The sequence below is a fragment of the Amycolatopsis sp. NPDC049688 genome, assembly GCF_040674975.1.
GTDB lineage: Bacteria > Actinomycetota > Actinomycetes > Mycobacteriales > Pseudonocardiaceae > Amycolatopsis.
This window is the reverse complement of record NZ_JBFANY010000005.1, coordinates 470,946-489,380: the sequence shown is the minus strand read 5'-3', so window position 1 is coordinate 489,380 and position 18,435 is coordinate 470,946. Positions and strand designations below refer to the sequence as shown.

The window sequence follows — 18,435 nt, the reverse complement described above, 5'->3', positions numbered from 1 at the left end:
CGTGGGCCGCGACAGCAGTGGCTACCGGAGGATTCGCATGCGCATCCTGATCACAGTGTTCCCCAAGCAGCCGGTGTTCTACACCATCGTCCCGCTGGCCTGGGCCTGCCGCCTCGCCGGGCACGAAGTCCGGGTGGCCGCGGCCCCGGCGCTGGCCGAGACCGTGCTCGCCGCGGGACTTCCCGTGGTCCCGGTCGGCCCCGCGGGGGGCCCGGCGGAGATGGTGCGCCGCGCCGGGATCGGCTTCCGGCCACCGGAGGGGCTCCGGGACGACCACGTCCGGTGGCCCGCCGACTGGGCCCGGGAGCCGGTTTCGCTGGGCCTGCCGCACCGCCGGTACTTCGAGGAGATCACGCTGATGTCGGCGGCGATCGCCGAGGCCCAGCTGGACGATCTGCTGGCCTTCGGCCGGGCCTGGTCCCCCGACCTGATCATCCACGACGCCACCCAGTTCGCCGGCGCGGTCGCCGCCCGCGTCGCCGGCGTTCCGGCCGCGCGGTACCTCATCGGCATCCCCGGCCTGCACCGGCTGGAGACCACGTACGGCCCGGAACTCGCCCCCGCCTACGTGCGGCTGTTCGAGAAGTCCGGGGTCGAGCCGGCGGCCCGGCCCGCGGCCTGGATCGATCCGTGTCCGCCTGCCCTGCAGTACCCCTACCCCGGGGACGAGCGGTGCCTGCCCATGCGCCACATCCCGTACAACGGACCGGGCGAGGTGCCGGGCTGGGCCGACCGGCCGGCCACGCGACCGCGGGTCTGCGTGACCTGGGGCGGCACCCTCGTCGAGTGGGAGGGCGCGGGGATGGTCGACCGGGTACGGCAGACGCTGGAAGCGTTGTCGGCGCTCGACGTCGAGGTCGTCGTCGCGCTGAGCCCGCGGCTGCGGGGACTGCTCGGCGAGACACCGGACAACGCCCGGTTCGCGGTTTCGGTGCCCCTGAACCTGATCCTGCCGTCGTGCGGCCTGGTGATCCACCACGCCGGCCCCGGCACCTCCATCGCGTCGGCCGCCTGCGGCGTACCGCAGTACACCATCACCAACCACCCGCACAACGCGCTCATCGGGGCGCGCATCGAGGCCGCGGGGGCGGGACGGAACACCCTGCTCACCGACATTCCCGAGGGCGCGGCCGGAGTGGCGGAAATCCGCCGGACGGCGGACGCCCTGCTGAGCGACCCGGCTTACCGCCGGGCCGCCGGCCGCATCAAGGAGGAGGTCGCGGGCCTGCCCTCGCCGGTCGAGGTCGCCGCGGAGCTGGAACGGCTGGCCGAGAAGGTGCCGGTCGCCTGAGCCCGGATCGCCGCCCCGCCGGAGCCGCACGTCCCGCGCGGCTCAGGCGGCGCGGCGGCCGGCCCACAGGGCTTGCAACGCCTCTTCGAGGCTGCGACGCGGAGCCCAGCCGAGCAACCGCCGGGCCCGGGTGACGTCCATCAGCTGCCAGCCCGCCGGGCCCGTCCCGGCCGCCTCGGCCACCTCGATCCGGGCCGGGACACCGCTGAGGCGGACCAGGCACTCCACGAGGTCGCGGGCCCGGACGGCCCGGCCGCTGCCGATGTTCAGCAGGCCGCAGGTCCGCGTCGTCACCGCGGTGGCGACCGCGTCCGCCACGTCACGCGCGTCGACGAAATCGCGGTACGCGTCCAGCGAACCGAACTCCAGCACGGCGGGTCCGCCGGTCACGGCGGCCTCGCGCAGGAGGTCGGCCACCCGGCCCGGCAGGCTGGTGGCGGGCGCGCCGGCGCCGACGACGTTGGAGACCCGCATGACCAGGCAGTCGAGCCGGCCGTCCCCGGCCGCGTCGAGCAGGAGCTTCGTGCCGGCCAGCTTCGAGCGACCGTACAGCGTCGTCGCCGCCGCAGGGGTGTTCTCGTCGATCGCGCTCCCCCGCCGTCCTTCGCCGTATTCGTGCACCGTGCCGATCTGCACGAAGTGCGGCGGTTTGCCGAGGCACGCCAGCGCCGCCTGCAGGTTGGCCACGAGCGACACGTGCGCCTCGGTCATCAGCTCTTCGGTGCGGGCCTGCCAGGAGGCGCCCGCCGCGTTCACCACGGCCTCGGCGCCGGCCGACCGGATGAGCCCGGCGAGCTCGTCGCGGGCGGCCCGGACCAGGTCCAGCGGCGCGAAAGCCGCGCCGGGCACGGGGACGGCCGGCCGGGTGCGGGACACCGCCAGGACGTCCCGGCCGCGGGCCGCGAGCGCCGCGCACACGTTCCGCCCGATGAACCCGGTGCCGCCGAACACGATCACGGTCATGCCGGAAGTTTCCGGCCGTTCCGTCGAGCAGGGGTCCAGCCGGTCCTCCGGTGTCCTCGCTGGACACCGGCTCGAAGGGGCGGGCATAGCGTCCGCGGCATGGAGATTTTCCGGCTGCCCATACCGGATACCCTGCTGATCGTTCCCCGGCGACTGACCGACCTGCGCGGCTGCTTCTACGAGTCGTTCAAATTCGACGCCCTTTCCGCGATGACGGGTCGCGAGTTCCGCCTCCGCCAGGTCAACAACTCCGTGTCCAAGAGGAACGTGATCCGCGGCATCCACAGTGTCGTGCTCCCGCCCGGCCAGGCGAAGATCGTCAGCTGCGTGCGAGGAGCCGTCCAGGACTTCGTCGTCGACCTCCGGCTGGGTTCGCCGGCGTTCGGCGAATACTGCGAGAACCGGCTCGACGCGGAGTCCGGTGAGTCCGTCTTCATCGCCGAAGGCATGGGGCACGCCTTCCTGACGTTGACCGACGACACCTGTGTCAGCTACCTGTGTTCGTCGGAGTTCGCCCCCGGGACGCAGATCGACCTGAATCCGTTCGACCCCGGCGTCGGCCTGCCCTGGAAGCCCGCGAGCGAGCCGACCGTGTCCGAAAAGGACGCTGCCGCGCCGACGGTCCGGGAGGCCGCCGCACGGGGGCTGTTGCCCACCTACGCCGAATGCCGCGAGTGGTACGCGCAGGCCGGCGTCCGTTCGACGGGAAGGCTGCGCTGATGCGTGCGCTCATACTGGCAGGCGGCACCGGGACCCGGCTGCGGCCGTTCACCCACTCGACGCCCAAGCAGCTGATGCCGGTGGCCAACCGGCCGGTGCTGGTGCACTGCCTGGACAACGTCCGGCGGGCCGGGATGACCGAGGCCGGGATCGTGGTGAGCACGGGGCGCTCGGGCGAGCAGATCCGGGCCGCCCTGGGCGACGGCGAAGCCTTCGGCATGCGGCTGACCTACATCCCGCAGGAAGCCCCGCTGGGGCTGGCCCACTGCGTGGCGATCGCGCGGCCGTTCCTCGGCGACGAGGACTTCGTCCTGTACCTCGGGGACAACATGCTGCCCGACGGCATCGCCGGGGCGATCGCCGGGTTCGCCGCCCGGAAACCGGACGCGGGCGTGCTGGTGACCAAGGTGGCCGATCCCCGTCAGTTCGGCGTCGTGGAGTTCGACGGCGACGGCAACGTGGTCAACCTCGTCGAGAAGCCGCAGCGGCCGAACAGCGCGCTGGCGTTGATCGGGGTGTACTTCTTCACCGCGCGGATCCACGCTTCGGTGCACCGGATCCGGCCGAGCGGCCGCGGCGAGCTCGAGATCGCCGACGCGATCGTCGATCTGCTGCGCACCGGCGGGACCGTGGTCGCCGAAGAGTACGGCGGCTACTGGAAGGACACCGGCACCGTCGAGGACCTGCTGGCGTGCAACCGGACGCTGCTCGACGGCATGCCCGCCGACGTCGGGGGCTACCTCGACCGGCACAGCCGGATCAGCGGCGCGGTCGTCGTCGAGCGTGGCGCCTCGATCATCCGCTCGCGGCTGACGGGTCCGGCGATCATCGGCGCCGGCGCCGTGATCACCGACAGCCGGATCGGGCCGTACACCGCGGTCGGCGGCGGCTGCCGGATCTCCGGCGCCGACATCGCCGACTCCATCGTGCTGGCCGACGCGAAGATCCACGCCGTGCCGGGGATCCGCGACTCCCTGATCGGCCGGAGCGCGGACCTCCGGGTGGCCGCGGCCCGGTCCGGGCACCGGCTGCTGGTCGGCGACCACGCCCGGGTGGAAGTGGCGGCGGCGTCCTGAGCCGCCGGCGCTCTCCGCCCCGGCTCAGGACGCCGCCGTGGAGACGGCACGGCACTGCGGCGGCGCTCGCGGGCGGTCTCAGCCCTCGGCGGCGAGCGTCACCGCGGCCACCCCGGTGTCGTCTTCGATCGGCCACCGGCCGTAGGTGCTCCGCCAGTACATCAGCGGGCTCGCCGCGCCGCCTTCGGCCCGGCCCCCGACGACGACCCCGAGCAGCACCAGGTGGTCGCCCCCCTCGACCACCGTGGCCACCCGGCATTCGGCGAAGGCGATGGTGTCGTCCGGCAGCCAGGGCAACCCGGCCACCTCACTGGGGCGCCAGCGCGCCGCGGTGAACCGGTCCGGCAGGCGGCCGGCGAACCTCGACGCCACCTCGTCCCGGTCGTTGCGGAGGAAGTTCACCGCGAAGAAGCCGCGTTCCAGGATCGCCCGCAGCACCCGGCTGCCGCGGTTGATGCACACCAGCAGCATCGGCGGGGTCCGGGACACGCTGCACGTCGCGGTGCAGGTGAGGCCGATCGGGCGGCTGTCCGCGCCGAGCGTCGTCACGACGGTCACGCCGCTCGGGAACGAGCTCATCACCGACAGGAAGGTCCCCTCGTCGATCAGCGGCGCGCCGGGGACCGGTTGTTCGGGCTCGTGGGTCACGACCTGCCCTTCCGTGGGTGGCCGGCCGTGCCGCGGGAGACCCGGGGCACGGCCGGCGAGCCGATCAGGCGCTCGGCGCTTCGACGGCGACGTCGCGGGCGGCGGGTCCTTCCGACCAGTGGCCCTCGATCCCCCAGGAGATGATGCGGGTGGGCACGATCCGGATCATGGCGTTGTCGTGGCCGCCTTCGGTCAGCGCCCGCGCGAGCCCCCGGATTTCGATGCCCCGCGGCGTGAGCGGGTCGACCGAGGCCAGGTCGTCCACCACGAACGCCACCGCTTCGTTGAGCTGGACGTCCCGGTACTTCCGGCTCTTCCCCAGCCCGCGGCCGACGACGTCGATCGTGCCCAGCTCGGTGTTGAGGTGCACGCCGACGGGCACGTTGTGCGGGGTGCCGTTCCGGCCGATGGTCGCCAGCCGGCCGAAGTGCTGGGACTTCAGGTACTCGGTTTCCTTCTCCGTGAAGGGCATCGATCATTCCTTTCGGTTGGGTGGACGTCGTCAGAGCGCGGACCCGGCCGGCCGGGCGGCCCCGAGGTACTCGCGGATCTCCGGCCGCGGGTGCCGGGCGGCCCAGTCGGCGACCTCGGCCATCTTCGCCATGGTGGGCTCGATGAAGTGGACCTCCGGCCGGTCGAAGCCCAGCGGTGGCACCATCCAGTCGGACTGCTTGATCCGCGCGATCAGGACGTCGGCGGCGTCCTGGGCCGCCAGGCGTCCCTCGTGCACGGCCTGGCACACCTCGACCGCTTCGCCGAACAGTTCCGCGTAGCAGTCCGTCGGCCACCACAGACCGGGGTACGGGCGGTCGTCGAGGCGGCGGCAGTGTTCGTCGTCGTCGGTTTCCACGGTCCGCGCGAGCGCGTCGCGGAACCGCTTCCCCCCGATCACGCTGGCCGCCGACCAGATCCGGAACACCGCGTTCCACAGGTCGAAGTTCGCGAACGAGATGAACGACATGTCGACCAGCTTGTCGTTGTAGTCCAGCAGCCCCTGTTCGAGGCGCTCGACGTAGGCGAAGCGGTCCGGCGAGAAGTCGTCGTCGCGCAGGGCCTCCATCAGGCGCCAGGACAGGGTGTTGATGATCTCGCAGGTGTTGGAAAGGCCGCGGGAGAACAGCGGGTCGATGAAGCCCGCCGCGTGCGACATCAGGCACCACCGCGGCCCCACGGTCCGGGTGGACGCGTACTGCATCCGGCCGGTCCGGGTCCACTCGCGGACGCTCCGGGCGCCGGCCAGCTGGCGTTCCACCGCCGGGAACCGCCGCACGTGCGTCCAGAACTCCTCCGCGGCCGGCAGGTCGTCGCGTGCCGGGTAGCGGCGCGGGTCCAGCTGGATGCCGACGCTGCACAACCGGTTCGTGGCACGCTCGTGGTTGTCGAACGGGATGATCCACATCCAGCCGCGGTCGAAGATGTGGTGCAGCGTGCCTTCGTGGAACCGGACCGGCGGCCGGTACGGCGGGGAGAAGGACACTTCGTCGTCGATCGGCCGGACGCCGACCATGTGCGTGAAGATCGACCGGGCGTGGTGCTTCAGCCGGCCGGGCTCGTCGCGCAGCTCGAGCTGGCGTGCCAGCGGCGAGCGGAAGCCGCTCGCGTCGACGAGGTACCGTGCATTGTAGACAGTGCCGTCGCGGCCGACCACCGAAACGCCGTCCTCGGCGAGGTCCACTTTCTCCACGAGGAAGTTCTGCCGCGCCTCGCAGCCGTAGCGGATCGCGACGTGGAACATGTAGGAGTCGCTGTCCTGCCGGAACAGGTGGGCCGCGTCGCTGCCCACGTCCAGCAGCCGCAGCATGGTGGTCTCGCCAGGGTCCGGTTCCTCGCCGTCGCGATGCAGCACGAAGCCGAAGTTGCTCTTCCGGCCGTGCGAGCTGCCGACCTTCTCGATGGTGTCGCGGAAACTGCCCAGGTAGCCGATTTCCGGCACCCCGTAGCGCCGGGCGATCAGCCGGAGCATGAACAGGGTCTGCCCGATGGTCGACTCCCCCACCGCGAACCGCGGGTGCTGGGTTCCGTCAAGGAGCAGCACCCGGAAGCCGTTCCCGGCCAGGACGGCGCCGAGGATGGTGCCGGACAGGCCGGTGCCGATGATGATCACGTCATGGGGCTCTTGCGTGCTCGACAAGGTTCTCCTTCGGTCAGAGGTCCAGCGTGATGCCGTGGGAAACCAGCCACCGGTTGAGCCACAGCGCGAGTTCGAGGCTCCCCCGGCTGTAGGGGAGGCTCACGTCGCCGGTGGTCCCGTTCGCCACCGCCACCGCCTTCTCCCTGGCCAGCAACGGGATCACCGGCGCGTTGCGGTCCGCGAGAACGTCCGCGAGCTCCCGGCGCAGCGCCAGTTCGTATCCGGGGTCCTGGGTCGCCGGGTACGGCGTCTTGACCCGGCCCGTCACCGAATCCGGCAACAGGTCGGCGACGGCCGCGCGCAGCAGGCTCTTCTCGCGCCCGTCGAACGACTTCATCCGCCACGGGACGTTGAAGACGTACTCCACGAGCCGGTGGTCGCAGAACGGGACCCGCGCCTCCAGCCCGACCGCCATGCTCATCCGGTCCTTGCGGTCCAGCAGGGTCTGCACGAACCGGGTCAGGTTGAGGTACGTCATCTCGCGCATCCGCCGCTCCCCGGCCGGTTCTCCGGGCAGCGACGGCACTTCGGCCAGCGCTTCGCGGTACCGCAGGTCGCGGTGCCGGGGCAGGTCGAGCTTCTGCAGCAGGCCCCGCTCCAGCAGCGCCGAACCGCCGAAGTAGCGGGACGAGCCGGAGGTGAGCCAGGGGAACGTCGGCGCGCGGATCGCCGCGGGGTTGCGGAACCAGCGGTACCCGCCGAAGAGCTCGTCCGCCGACTCGCCGGACAACACCACCGTCGACTGCCGCCGGACCGCCCGGAACAGCAGGTAGAGCGAAGGCCACATGTCACCCCAGAAGACCGGCGGCTGGTCGGTCGCCCGGAGCACCGCCGCCCGGACGTCCGGATCGGTCAGCTCACCGGTGTTCAAGAGCACTTCGGTGTGGTCCGCGCCCACATGGCGGGCGAGCGAACGCGCGAAGGGTGCGTCGGACTCCTGCCGGACCGCGTCCGGCCGGAAGCGGTCCCCCGCCCCCTCGAAGTCGACGGAGAACGAGCGCACCGGCTCCGGCGCCAGGGTGCCGGCCGCCAGCGCCGTCACGGCGGAGGAGTCCAGGCCACCCGAAAGCAGCGTGCACACCGGGACGTCCGAGACCAGCTGCCGGGCGACCGCGTGCTGGAGCAGGTCCCGGACGGTGTGCACGGTCGTGGTGAGGTCGTCGGTGTGTTCCCTGGCTTCGAGGGCCCAGTAGCGGTGCCGGCTCAGGCCCGACCGCCGCACCCGCACGAAGTGGCCCGGCCGGACTTCCCGCATTCCCGAGTAGACCGCGGCTTCCGGCGTCTTGACCATGTCCAGCACCTCGCGCAGGCCGTCCGCGCCGACCCGGCGCGGCACCCAGGGGTGCGCCAGGATCGCCTTGGGCTCGGAGCCGAACAGGACACCGTCGGGCGTGGCGAAGTAGTAGAGCGGCTTGACGCCCATCCGGTCCCTGACGAGCAGCAGCTCCTCGGTCCTGGTGTCCCAGACGCCGGCCGCGAACATGCCGTCCAGCCGCTCGGCGAAACCGCTCCCCCACTGCAGGTAGGCGTGCAGCAGGACCTCGGTGTCACTGCGGGTGCGGAACCGGTGCCCGTGGGCCATCAGCTCGAGGCGCAACTCGGCGAAGTTGTAGATCTCGCCGCAGAACGTGGTCACCGCGAGCAGGCGCCCGTCCTCCTCGACGCCCATCGGCTGACGGCCGCCTGCCGGGTCGATGACCGCGAGCCTGCGGTGGCCCAGAACCACGTTCCGGTCCAGCCAAAGACCTTCGTCGTCCGGGCCGCGGCAGGCCAGCGCGGTCGTCATCGCCCGCACGGCCTCCCGCGCCGTCCCGTCGCGTCCCAGATCTCGGCCGTAGCCGAGCCAGCCGGTGATACCGCACATTCTTCCGCCTGCCTCACACGCGTTCGCGGAGCCGGTCGTTGATGGCCCGCAGCAAGTCGTCCGGGTTCCTGCTGACCGCGACGATTTCGTCGCCGAGCTGGATCGAGTAGTCCCGCTCGACGCGGCCGGTCGTGTTGAGCACGGCGAGGGAGTCGTAGCCGAGTTCCTCGAACGGGACGGCACCGATGTCGCCGTCCAGGTCGACGGCCTCGTCCTCGCCGGCGCATTCGCGCAGCAGTGCGACGAGATCACTCATCGTCAGCTGGGTCATCGTTCCTCCTCTCCGGTGGCGGCCGTTACCGGCTCGGCACCGCCTCGCGCCGGTCGCGGAGCTCGAAACTGCCCGGCTCGACGCTGACCAGCGGCATGACCTGCTTGACCAGCGAGCGGAACCGTTCGGTGCCGGTCGCTTTCGCGTGGTCGTCCTTGCTGTCCCATTCCGCGGTCTCCACGTAGACCGGCGAATCGTCCCGCGCGCGGTAGAGCGCATAAGACCGGAAACCGGGCTGCTGAGCCATGTGCTCGGTGATCTCACCGAGCACCCGTTCGAACTCCGCCGCGTCGCCGGTGAGCGTGAAGCGGTTGATGAGCACGTGCATCGCGATCTCCTGTTCGGTCTCGGGCTGTCCGTGAGCGTCGGCCACCGGCTTCGAGCGGGGTTGGAGCGGGCCGCTCCAACGCCGGTCCGCGCGTGCTCCAACCCCGGTCCGCACAGTGAGGCGCATGAGCATTGCGAGAACCGGAAAGGTCGCCCTGGTCACCGGCGGCACCAGCGGGATCGGCCTCGCGACGGCGAGAAAGCTCGCCGAACAGGGCGCCCAGGTCTTCCTGTGCGCGCGGACGGCAGGCGATGTCGCCTCGACGGTGGAAAAGCTGCGGGCCGACGGGCTGGACGTGGCGGGCGCGGCCGGCGACGTCCGCTCGCGCGAGGACGTCAAGCAGCTGGTCGACGCGGCGGTCGACCGGTACGGCCCGGTCACGGTGCTGGTCAACAACGCCGGTCGCAGTGGCGGGGGGCCGACCGCGTCGATCACCGACGAACTCTGGTACGACGTGATCGACAGCAACCTCAACAGCGTTTTCCTCGTCACCCGCGAGGTGCTCACGACCGGCAGGCTGGGCGAGGTCCCCGGGAGCCGGATCGTCAACGTCGCCTCGACCGGCGGGAAGCAGGGTGTGCCGCTGGGTGCGCCGTACTCGGCGTCGAAAGGCGGCGTCATCGCCTTCACCAAGGCACTGGCGAAGGAACTGGCGCCGACCGGCACGACGGTCAACGCCGTCTGCCCCGGCTACGTCGAGACGCCGATGGCCGTCCGGGTGCGGCAGGCGTACGCGAAGACGTGGAACCTGACCGAAGACGAGGTGCTCGCCCAGTTCCACCGGAAGATCCCGCTCGGCCGGTACTCGACGCCGTCGGAGGTGGCGGGCCTGATCTGTTACCTCGTCACCGACACCGCCGCGTCGATCACCGCGCAGGCGCTGAACGTCTGCGGTGGTCTCGGGATCTTCTGACCCCCGCTCTCACCGACCGGATCGCGGAAGGACAGCCAGGACATGACCACCGGCATCAGCGAGCACACCAGCCACCGGATCGACATCGGCGCCCCGCCCGCCGTCGTGTACGACATCATCGCCGACGCGGTCGCGTGGCCCCAGTACTTCACCCCGACCGTGCACGTCGAGCGCGTCGAAGGCGACGGCTCGGCGGAGCGGCTGCGCATCTGGGCGCTGGCCAACGGGAAGGTGTCTTCCTGGACTTCGGCGCGGACCCTCGACGAAGGGCGACGGCGGGTGGGCTTCCGGCAGGAGGTTTCCACCGCCCCGGTCGCCTCGATGCGCGGCGAATGGATCGTCGAACCGGCGGACGGCGGCGGGACCCGGCTGGTGCTCGAGCACGAGTTCACCGCGGTGGAGGACGACGCCCGTGGCCTGGCCTGGATCACCGAGGCGACGAACGCCAACAGCGAGACCGAACTCGGCAACATCAAGGTGCTGGCGGAGTCCTGGGACGCACTGGGCGACCTGGTCTTCAGCTTCGAGGACTCGACGGTCGTGCGTGCTCCCGCGAAGACCGTGTACGCCTTCCTCCACGAAGCGGCGAAGTGGCCGGAAAGGCTGCCGCACGTGGCGAGCCTCCAGCTCACCGAGGAGGTGGAGAACGTCCAGTGGATGGCGATGGAGACCCGGACCGGCGACGGGGCCTCGCACACCACCGAGTCGGTGCGGATCTGTTTCCCGGACGAGCGGATCGTCTACAAGCAGCTGCGGACACCGTCCCTGATGACCGCGCACACCGGGGAGTGGATCGTCCGCGACACCGGGGACGGCGTGCTGGTCACCTCGCAGCACGTGGTCACGGTGAACGAGGCGGCCATCACCGGGGTGCTGGGCGCCGGGGCCGACGTGGCCGCGGCACGGGCGTTCATCCGCCGGGCCGCGGGCGGGAACAGCGCGGCCACCCTGGCGCTGGCCAAGCAGTTCGCCGAGGCGCACCATGCCGGGTGACGCCCCGGTGCTGGTGGCCGGGGCCGGCCCGGTCGGGCTGACCGCGGCGCACGAACTGGCCCGGCGCGGCGTCGCCGTCCGGCTGGTCGACCAGGCGGCGGGTCCGGCGGAAAGCAGCCGGGCCATCGCGGTGCACGCCCGGACGCTGGAGATCTGCGCCCAGATGGGGCTGCTCGACCGGCTGCTCCCGCGCGGGCGCCGGGTCGAACACTTCTCGATCCACCGGCTCGGCCGCCTGCTCATCCGGTTCGACACGAACTACGACGACACCCCCACCGCCTACCCGTTCAGCCTCATGGTCGACCAGGTGATCACCGAACGGGTACTGCGGGAGCGCCTGCGCGAACTCGGCGTGGAAGTCGAATGGGGGGTGGCCCTCGAAGGGTTCACGCAGCACACCGGCGAGGTCTCGGTCACGCTGCGGCACGCCGGCGGCCGCGTGGAGGAGGCCGTGGTGCCCTGGCTGCTGGGGACCGACGGCGCGCACAGCACCGTGCGGCGGCAGCTCGGCCTGCGGCTGCGGGGCGAGGCCATCCGGACCTGGCTGAACGCGGACGTCGTCCTCGACGCGCCCTTGCCCGCCGACAGCAACCACCTGCTGCACACCGGCGACGGCACCCTGCTGCTGGTGCCGTTCCCGGAGGACGGCAAGTGGCGGGTGGTGGACACCGCCGGCCGCGCCGTCGCCGAAGACCCCGAGCTCGTCCGGAACCGCCTCGCCGCCAAGCTGTCGCGAGCGCTCGGCCGCCCGGTCGAGGTCGCCACGCCCACCTGGTTGTCACTGTTCACCGTGCAGCAGCGGATGATCGAGCGGATGCGCGTCGGCCGGTGCTTCGTCGCGGGCGACGCCGCGCACGTGCACAGCCCGGCGTCGGGCCAGGGCATGAACGCCGGGATGCACGACGCCTACAACCTGGCGTGGAAGCTGGCCGCCGTGGTGACCGGGCAGGCGGAGGAACGCCTGCTCGACACCTACGACGAGGAACGGCTGCCGGTGGGCGCGACGCTGCTCGGCTCGACGCGCACCGCGACCGCGCTCGTGGCCCTGCGCAACGTCCTCGCGCCCGTGCTGCTGCCCGCCGGGCTGGGCCTGCTCGGCCTGGCGAAACCGGTCAAACGCCGGGTCGAGCGCACGATGATCCGCAGCTTCTCCGGCCTCGCTCTGTCCTATGCGGACAGTTCGCTGAGCCTGCCGGCGGCGGCGGGTACGGGCGTGCCGCCGGGCGGCCGGGCCGCCGCCGTGCTCGCCGGAACCGGGGCCGGTCCGGCCCGGGCCGCCCTGCGCGAGGAACTGGCGGATCCCCGCTGGTCCCTGCTCTGCTTCGGAGAAGGGCTCGGCCCGGTGCTCGACCACGTCGTGCGCACCCACGGCCACGCCGTTTCGGTGCGCGCGGTCCCCGGCCCCGGGCCCCGGTCGCTGCCCGACCCCGGTGGCGTGCTGGCAGCCGGCTTCGGGCTGCGCGGCGGCGGCTACGCGTTGATCAGACCCGACGGTTACCTGGCCGGCAAGGGGCCGCTCACCGGCGCCGGGCAGATCGAGGCGGTGCTCGCCGCGGTCCGGCTGCGGGCCGCGGCGGTGCCGGGAGGCCCGGATGCGGATCATTGACCTGTCCTCGCCGATCGACGCCGGCGGCTGGGAGCCCAACCCGGTCACCCACAGCGTCATGTCCGCTGTGGACGGTGCGGAGCACATGGCCCGGCGGATGCGGGAGAACTGGGGCATCGACTTCAACCCGGCGCGGCTGCCCGGCGGGGAGCTGCTTTCGCTGGACACCCTGACGCTGACGACCCACACCGGCACGCACGTGGACGCGCCGTCCCACTACGGGTCTGTCGCGGCGTACGGCAGGCCGAAACACATCGACGAGCTGCCGCTGGACTGGTTCGTGGGGCCGGGTGTCCTGCTCGACGTGACCGACTCCCCGGTGGGCACGATCGGCGTGGAGCGGCTGAACCGCGCCTTCGAGGAGATCGGGCACGTCCCGCGGGAGGCGGAGATCGTGGTGCTGCACACCGGTGCCGGGCGGCTGGCCGGCACGCCGGACTACTTCACGCGGTTCGCCGGGCTCGACGGCCCCGCCGTGAACCTGCTGCTCGACCTCGGCGTGCGCGTCATCGGCACCGACGCGTTCAGCCTCGACGGGCCGTTCGGCCACATGATCGGCGAGTACCAGCGCACCGGCGACGCCGCCGCGCTGTGGCCCGCCCATTTCGCGGGCCGGGAGCGGGAGTACTGCCAGATCGAACGGCTGGCCAACCTCGCCGCGTTGCCCGGGCCCGTCGGATTCACCATTTCGTGCCTGCCGGTCAAGATCGCCGGCGCCGGCGCCGGGTGGGCCCGCGCCGTCGCGCTGGTCGACGACTGAGCGGCAGGCGTTCAACGCGAAGGCAGGTGTCACCGTGCTCGAGCACGTGCGCGAACCCCGGATCGGCTCCCGGCTCCGGGAGTCGGTGTCGGCGGTGACCGGGACCGTCAATTCCCCGGGCCGGTTCACCGCCTGGTGGTCCGACCGGCGGCAGGCCGACGCGTCGGTGGTGCGGCGCATCCCGTTCGCCGAGCTGGGCGGGTGGGGTTTCGACGCGAAGACCGGGGATCTCGGCCACGAGACCGGGCGGTTCTTCACCGTCGAAGGGCTGCACGTGGCGCTCGGCGACGGGCGGGAGTGGGAGCAGCCGATCATCAACCAGCCGGAGGTGGGCGTCCTGGGCATCCTGGCCAAGGAGTTCGACGGCGTCCTGCACTTCCTCATGCAGGCGAAGATGGAACCCGGCAACCCCGGGCTGCTCCAGCTGTCCCCCACCGTCCAGGCGACCCGGAGCAACTTCACCCGCGCCCACGGCGGCGCCCGGGTCCGCTACCTCGAGCACTTCACCGGGCCCGCGCGGGGAACCGTGCTCGTCGACGTCCTGCAGTCCGAGCACGGCGCCTGGTTCTACCGCAAGCGCAACCGCAACATGGTCGTGGAAAGCGATCGCGACGTGCCGCTCCAAGACGACTTCTGCTGGCTGACCCTCGGCCAGATCGGCGAGCTGCTCCGCCGGGACAACCTGGTCAACATGGACGCCCGCACCGTGCTGTCCTGCCTGTCCACCGAAGGCGAACCGGCGCGGGAGCCGCTGACCGGGCTGGTCAGCTGGATCACCGAGTTCCGGGCGAACCACGCGGTGCGCACCACCCGGCTCCCGCTGCGGGAGCTGACCCACTGGCACCGGACCCGCGACGAGATCCGCCGCGCCGACGGCCGGTACTTCAGCGTGGTGGCGCTTTCGGTCGAGTCCCGCAGCCGGGAGGTCAGCCGGTGGACCCAGCCGATGTTCGCCCCGCGGGGCCGGGGTGTGGTGGCGTTCCTCGTCCGCTGCACGCGCGGCGTGTGGCAGGTCCTGGTGAGCGCCCGGACCGAAGGCGGCTTCATGGACACCCCCGAACTCGGCCCGACGGTGCAGTGCGTGCCGGCCAACTACCCGCACGGCCCGTACCCGCTGTTCCTCGACCAGGTCCTGACCGCCGACCCGGCCCGCATCCGCTACGACGCGGTCCACGCCGAGGAAGGCGGCCGGTTCGACCACGCCGAGAGCCGTTACCTCGCGGTGGACGTCACCGGGGACGCCCCGGACCCGCCCCCGCCGGGGTTCCGGTGGGTGACGCTCGGCCAGCTCGACGGGCTGCTCCGGCACAGCAACTACGTCAACGTGCAGGCCCGCAGCCTCACGGCGTGCCTCAAGTTCGCGCGGGTGCTCGATTAGGCCCGGCACGAGCGGGCCGTGTCACGCGCCGACGAACAGCGGGACCTGGCTCCTCAGTGCCTTGTTCACCGCATCCATCCGGCCCACCGCGTTGAGCTTCACGAAGACCTTCCGGAGGTGCTGCTTGACCGTGCCCTCGGTGACGGACAGCTTCCGGGCGATCTGGGAGTTGCTCAGGCCGCCGGCCACCAGGCGGAGGATCTGATCCTCGCGGCGGGAGAGCTGGCAGTCGTCCGCCTCCCCCAGCGGCAGGCTTTCCGGATCGATCGACAGGACGATCCGCTGCTCGCTCGCGCCGGCGGAGCGGATGGCCAGGACGAGCTCGAGCCGGGTGACTTCTTTCGCGAGGTACCCCCGCGCGCCGTTGCGCAGCAGCCTGCGGGCGAGCCTGGCGTCGCCGCGCTCGGCCAGGACGATCACCTGGGACGACGGTGAGGCGTCCCGGATCCGGGACAGCCCGCCGGTCAGCTCGTCGGCGGCGATGACCGCGTCCATCAGGACGATCCGGGGCCGGAGCTCGCGTGCCATCGCCGCGCCGGCGAGCCCGCTGCGGGCCTGGCCGACGACGACGAACTCGCCGTCCTTCTGCAGCGCGTCCTTGATGATGCCGCTCCACCGGAGATCGTCGTCCACGATGAGGATCGTTGTAGTCGGCACTGCGTCCTCCAGAGGGCTGGGGTGAGGGCGCCGGGGCGGGGCCGTGGGGGTGGGCGGCCGGGCCCCGGCGCGGTTTCGGGGACGGTCAGCGGCTGCGGGCGTCCGCGGTGTCCTCCTCAGCCGGCCGCGGCGCCGGTTCCGCCGGGTCCGGTTCGGGACGGCCGGGGAGCAGCAGCGCGGGGATGAGCGCCGCCCCGGTCAGCACGAGTGTCCAGACGAAGGTGTCGCCGAAGGCGAGGGCCTTGCCCGCGCCGGTCGCGCCGTGCACGGCGATCCGCTGCTCGAGCACGACCGCGAGCACCGCCGTGCCGAAGGACGAGCCGATCCGCTGGATGATGTTGACCGCGCTGGTCGCGCGCGGCACGTCCGCCTTGCCGAGGCCCTGGTACGCGGCCGCGCTGAGCGGGATGACCGCCGCGCCGAGCCCCATCCCGCGGACCAGCAGCGCGGCCCCGAGCAGGAACTCGTTGCCCGACTGCCCGACGAAGACGTAGGGGATCGTGCCGATGCTCGCCACCAGCATGCCGACCAGGATGATCGGCCGGGGGTTGATCCGGTCGGTGAGCTTGCCGACCAGCGACAGGGCGATCAGGGTGCCCGCGCCCTGGGGGGCGAGCAGCAGCCCGGCCGCCAGCGCGCTCTGACCGCGGGCCTGCGTGTAGTACAGCGGGAGCAGGAACATCGCGGCGAACATCGACACGCCGAACAGGAACTGCAGCATCGACGCCGCGGTGAAGGACCGCGAGCGGAAGAGCCGGACGTCGATGATCGCGTGGATCCGGGGCCGCAGCGAGTGCACGATGTAGGCGACGAGCAGCACCGCGCCGATGATCAGCCACGTCAGGGCGCCGCTGTCGCCGAAGCCGTTGTGCCCGGCCAGCGACAGGCCGTAGACGAGTGTGGCGAGGGCCGGGGACAGCAGCACCAGGCCGAGGACGTCCAGCTTCTTGCTCTCCGCGTGCGCGCCGGCCGGGATGTAGAAGATCGACATGATCATGGCGGCGAGGACGATCGGGACGTTGATGAAGAACAGCCAGCGCCACGACAGGCTGTCCACGATCAGGCCGCCGACGACCGGGCCGAGGATCGGCGAGAGCTGGGCGGGGATGGCGATCATGCTCATCACGCGGCCGATCCGGCGGGGGCCGGCGGCCTGGACCACGATGGTCTGGGCGATGGGCAGGATCATGCCGCCGCCGAAGCCCTGGACTACCCGGAAGACGATCAGGCTCGTCGCGGACCAGGCGAAGCCGCAGAGCGCGGATCCGGCGAGGAACAGCGCGAGCGAGGCGACCCACATCGGCCGGGCCCCGAACCGTTCGATCGCCCAGCCGGTCAGCGGGATGACCATCGTGAGCGCGAGCAGGTAGCCGGTGATGACCCACTGGATGGTCGACAGCGGGGAGCCGAACTGGTTGCCGAGTGAGTTGATCGCGACGCTGACGATCGTCGAGTCGAGCAGGGTCGCGAAGCCGCCGACCAGCGTGGTCAGGGCGAGCATGACCAACCTGCGGTCGAGCCGATCGGGAACGTCGGCGGCCTGCGGGGCGGCCGAGCCGGGGGACTTTCTCGGAGTCATGCCGACCAATGTAAACCGCTCGGGCTACCTTTGTAAACCGAGGGGTTCACATGTGAACCGCTTGGTATACTTCCCCCGGTAGCGGAACCGGAGGAGCTCAGGTGCTTGACGGGACGGAGCGGGACGCCCCCAGCGGCCACGGCTGGCCGGAGAAGCGGCAGGCCATCGCCCGCGCGGCGATCGAGATCTTCGTGCGGGAAGGGTTCGCCCGCACGAGCGTGGCGGGCATCGCCGCCGAGGCCGGCGTGTCGAAACGGACGTTGTACAAGCACTACGGCGACAAGGAACGGCTGTTCCTGACCGTGGTGGAGGAGACGCTGACCTCGCTGCGGGACCGGTTCGTCACGGCCGCCAAGGACCACCTCGGCGACGTCCCCGACCCGAGGGCCGGGCTGATCGCGCTCGGCCGGGACTGGATCGGCTCGTTCCTGCTCGCCCCGGACCTGGTCGCGCTGCGCCGGCTGCTGATCGCCGAGGGCGCGCACTACCCCCAGCTGGTCGAGGCCTGGCGGCGGACGGGCCCGGACATGATCCAGACCGCGGTGGAGGAGCAGCTGAGCCGGCTGCACGAACGCGGGCTGCTGTGCATCCCGGACGTCCGCGTGGCCGTGGACCGGCTCAGCGCTCTCCTGCTGTACACCGCGAACAACCGCGTCCTGTTCGGCATCGTGCCGATCTCCGACGAGGACGTGGAGCGCTACACGATCGACGGCGTCGACGCCTTCCTGGGGATCTACGGCCCGCGCGCCTGAAGCGCCGTCCCCGGAACGGGAAGCGCGCTGCTCAGCGCTTCAGCGGGGTGGCGAAGAACCACAGGTTGCCTTCGGTGTCGCGCACACCGTACTCGCGGACGCCGTACGGCTTGTCCGACAGCTCGGCCCAGATCGTCGCACCGGCCTGCCGGGCCCGGGCGTGGTGGGCGTCGACGTCGTCCACCATGACCGCGATCGCGCTGTGCACCCCGCCGAGCGTCCTGGCCGGGACGAGCTCGGTGTCGCGGGCCTGGGCGACGACCACGGTGAACTGGCCGAGGCCGGCCTGCGCCATCACCGTCCGGCCCCGCACCTCCTGCACCGCGATCTTCTCCAAGCCGAAGACCTCGAGCAGGAAGGCGAAGCCCTTTTCGACGTCCTCGTAGAACAGGTACGGCGAAATGCTGGGCACGACGGTGCCCAAAGGAGCTGACATGGAAGTTCCTTCCGGTGCTTGGTGAATCGTGACCGGTCCAGCCTGCGTGGCCGGCTTCGGCCTCGGATC

Annotated in this window: 19 protein-coding genes; 9 read left to right on the top strand and 10 right to left on the bottom strand. The window is 71.7% G+C overall.

Annotated features, from left to right (window positions below; translation table 11 throughout):
* Positions 1–37 precede the first annotated feature (37 nt).
* The gene (locus AB0J55_RS21025) at positions 38–1,291 is read left to right on the top strand and encodes a nucleotide disphospho-sugar-binding domain-containing protein (RefSeq protein ID WP_364250702.1); all 1,254 of its coding nucleotides are present in this window, start codon (positions 38–40) and stop codon (positions 1,289–1,291) included.
* A 42-nt stretch (positions 1,292–1,333) separates the two neighbouring features.
* Here AB0J55_RS21025 and AB0J55_RS21020 read toward each other — a convergent pair whose 3' ends face one another.
* Positions 1,334–2,254, bottom strand: coding sequence for an NAD(P)-dependent oxidoreductase (locus AB0J55_RS21020; protein ID WP_364250699.1), 921 nt, complete (start codon positions 2,252–2,254; stop codon positions 1,334–1,336).
* 99 nt (positions 2,255–2,353) lie between these two features.
* Between AB0J55_RS21020 and AB0J55_RS21015 the strand changes: the two genes are divergently transcribed.
* Together AB0J55_RS21015 and AB0J55_RS21010 are read left to right on the top strand one after the other, a co-directional pair.
* Positions 2,354–2,974 (top strand): dTDP-4-dehydrorhamnose 3,5-epimerase family protein, encoded by a 621-nt coding sequence (locus tag AB0J55_RS21015; protein ID WP_364250696.1) that lies wholly within the window; start codon positions 2,354–2,356, stop codon positions 2,972–2,974.
* Entirely contained in the window at positions 2,974–4,050 is a 1,077-nt protein-coding gene (locus tag AB0J55_RS21010; protein ID WP_364250693.1) for a glucose-1-phosphate thymidylyltransferase, read from the top strand. Before AB0J55_RS21015 ends, AB0J55_RS21010 begins: the two co-directional genes overlap by 1 nt.
* 78 nt (positions 4,051–4,128) lie before the next feature.
* On the opposite strand, the gene AB0J55_RS21005 is transcribed toward AB0J55_RS21010, so the two are convergent.
* The 6 genes from AB0J55_RS21005 to AB0J55_RS20980 form a co-directional block, all read right to left on the bottom strand.
* Positions 4,129–4,698: a flavin reductase family protein gene (locus AB0J55_RS21005; protein WP_364250690.1), complete on the bottom strand. Its 570-nt coding sequence runs from the start codon at positions 4,696–4,698 to the stop codon at positions 4,129–4,131.
* Between the two features lie 64 nt (positions 4,699–4,762).
* Positions 4,763–5,170, bottom strand: coding sequence for a PPOX class F420-dependent oxidoreductase (locus AB0J55_RS21000; protein ID WP_364250687.1), 408 nt, complete (start codon positions 5,168–5,170; stop codon positions 4,763–4,765).
* A 30-nt stretch (positions 5,171–5,200) separates the two neighbouring features.
* Positions 5,201–6,829 carry a tryptophan 7-halogenase gene (locus AB0J55_RS20995; protein WP_364250684.1) on the bottom strand — a complete coding sequence of 543 codons (1,629 nt, stop codon included), beginning with the start codon at positions 6,827–6,829 and terminating at the stop codon, positions 5,201–5,203.
* A 13-nt stretch (positions 6,830–6,842) separates the two neighbouring features.
* Positions 6,843–8,693 carry an asparagine synthase (glutamine-hydrolyzing) gene (asnB, locus tag AB0J55_RS20990; RefSeq protein ID WP_364250681.1) on the bottom strand — a complete coding sequence of 617 codons (1,851 nt, stop codon included), beginning with the start codon at positions 8,691–8,693 and terminating at the stop codon, positions 6,843–6,845.
* A 13-nt stretch (positions 8,694–8,706) separates the two neighbouring features.
* Positions 8,707–8,964 carry a phosphopantetheine-binding protein gene (locus AB0J55_RS20985; RefSeq protein WP_364250678.1) on the bottom strand — a complete coding sequence of 86 codons (258 nt, stop codon included), beginning with the start codon at positions 8,962–8,964 and terminating at the stop codon, positions 8,707–8,709.
* Between the two features lie 25 nt (positions 8,965–8,989).
* A complete protein-coding gene (locus tag AB0J55_RS20980) occupies positions 8,990–9,292 on the bottom strand; it encodes an antibiotic biosynthesis monooxygenase family protein (protein ID WP_364250675.1) in 303 nt (100 codons plus the stop codon).
* Positions 9,293–9,416: 124 nt separating this feature from the next.
* Between AB0J55_RS20980 and AB0J55_RS20975 the strand changes: the two genes are divergently transcribed.
* The 5 genes from AB0J55_RS20975 to AB0J55_RS20955 are packed head-to-tail and all read left to right on the top strand — an operon-like array spanning position 9,417 to position 14,942.
* Positions 9,417–10,205, top strand: coding sequence for an SDR family NAD(P)-dependent oxidoreductase (locus AB0J55_RS20975; protein ID WP_364250672.1), 789 nt, complete (start codon positions 9,417–9,419; stop codon positions 10,203–10,205).
* Positions 10,206–10,247: 42 nt separating this feature from the next.
* On the top strand, positions 10,248–11,198 hold the full coding sequence (locus tag AB0J55_RS20970; RefSeq protein WP_364250669.1) for an aromatase/cyclase: 951 nt from the start codon (positions 10,248–10,250) through the stop codon (positions 11,196–11,198).
* A complete protein-coding gene (locus tag AB0J55_RS20965; protein WP_364250666.1) occupies positions 11,188–12,804 on the top strand; it encodes an FAD-dependent monooxygenase in 1,617 nt (538 codons plus the stop codon). Before AB0J55_RS20970 ends, AB0J55_RS20965 begins: the two co-directional genes overlap by 11 nt.
* Positions 12,791–13,564, top strand: coding sequence for a cyclase family protein (locus tag AB0J55_RS20960; protein WP_364250663.1), 774 nt, complete (start codon positions 12,791–12,793; stop codon positions 13,562–13,564). Before AB0J55_RS20965 ends, AB0J55_RS20960 begins: the two co-directional genes overlap by 14 nt.
* A gap of 34 nt (positions 13,565–13,598) precedes the next feature.
* A complete protein-coding gene (locus AB0J55_RS20955) occupies positions 13,599–14,942 on the top strand; it encodes an NDP-hexose 2,3-dehydratase family protein (protein ID WP_364250660.1) in 1,344 nt (447 codons plus the stop codon).
* A gap of 21 nt (positions 14,943–14,963) precedes the next feature.
* On the opposite strand, the gene AB0J55_RS20950 is transcribed toward AB0J55_RS20955, so the two are convergent.
* Positions 14,964–15,575: a response regulator transcription factor gene (locus AB0J55_RS20950; RefSeq protein WP_364250657.1), complete on the bottom strand. Its 612-nt coding sequence runs from the start codon at positions 15,573–15,575 to the stop codon at positions 14,964–14,966.
* 109 nt (positions 15,576–15,684) lie between these two features.
* Positions 15,685–17,178, bottom strand: a complete 1,494-nt coding sequence (locus AB0J55_RS20945; protein ID WP_364250654.1) for a DHA2 family efflux MFS transporter permease subunit — start codon at positions 17,176–17,178, stop codon at positions 15,685–15,687.
* Between the two features lie 101 nt (positions 17,179–17,279).
* On the opposite strand from AB0J55_RS20945, the gene AB0J55_RS20940 reads away from it, so the two are divergent.
* Complete coding sequence (locus AB0J55_RS20940; protein ID WP_364250651.1) at positions 17,280–17,930, top strand: TetR/AcrR family transcriptional regulator; 651 nt, start codon at positions 17,280–17,282, stop codon at positions 17,928–17,930.
* 31 nt (positions 17,931–17,961) lie between these two features.
* Here the strand turns inward: AB0J55_RS20940 and AB0J55_RS20935 are convergent, their stop codons facing one another.
* Positions 17,962–18,366, bottom strand: coding sequence for a VOC family protein (locus tag AB0J55_RS20935; protein WP_364250647.1), 405 nt, complete (start codon positions 18,364–18,366; stop codon positions 17,962–17,964).
* Between the last annotated feature and the right edge of the window lie 69 nt (positions 18,367–18,435).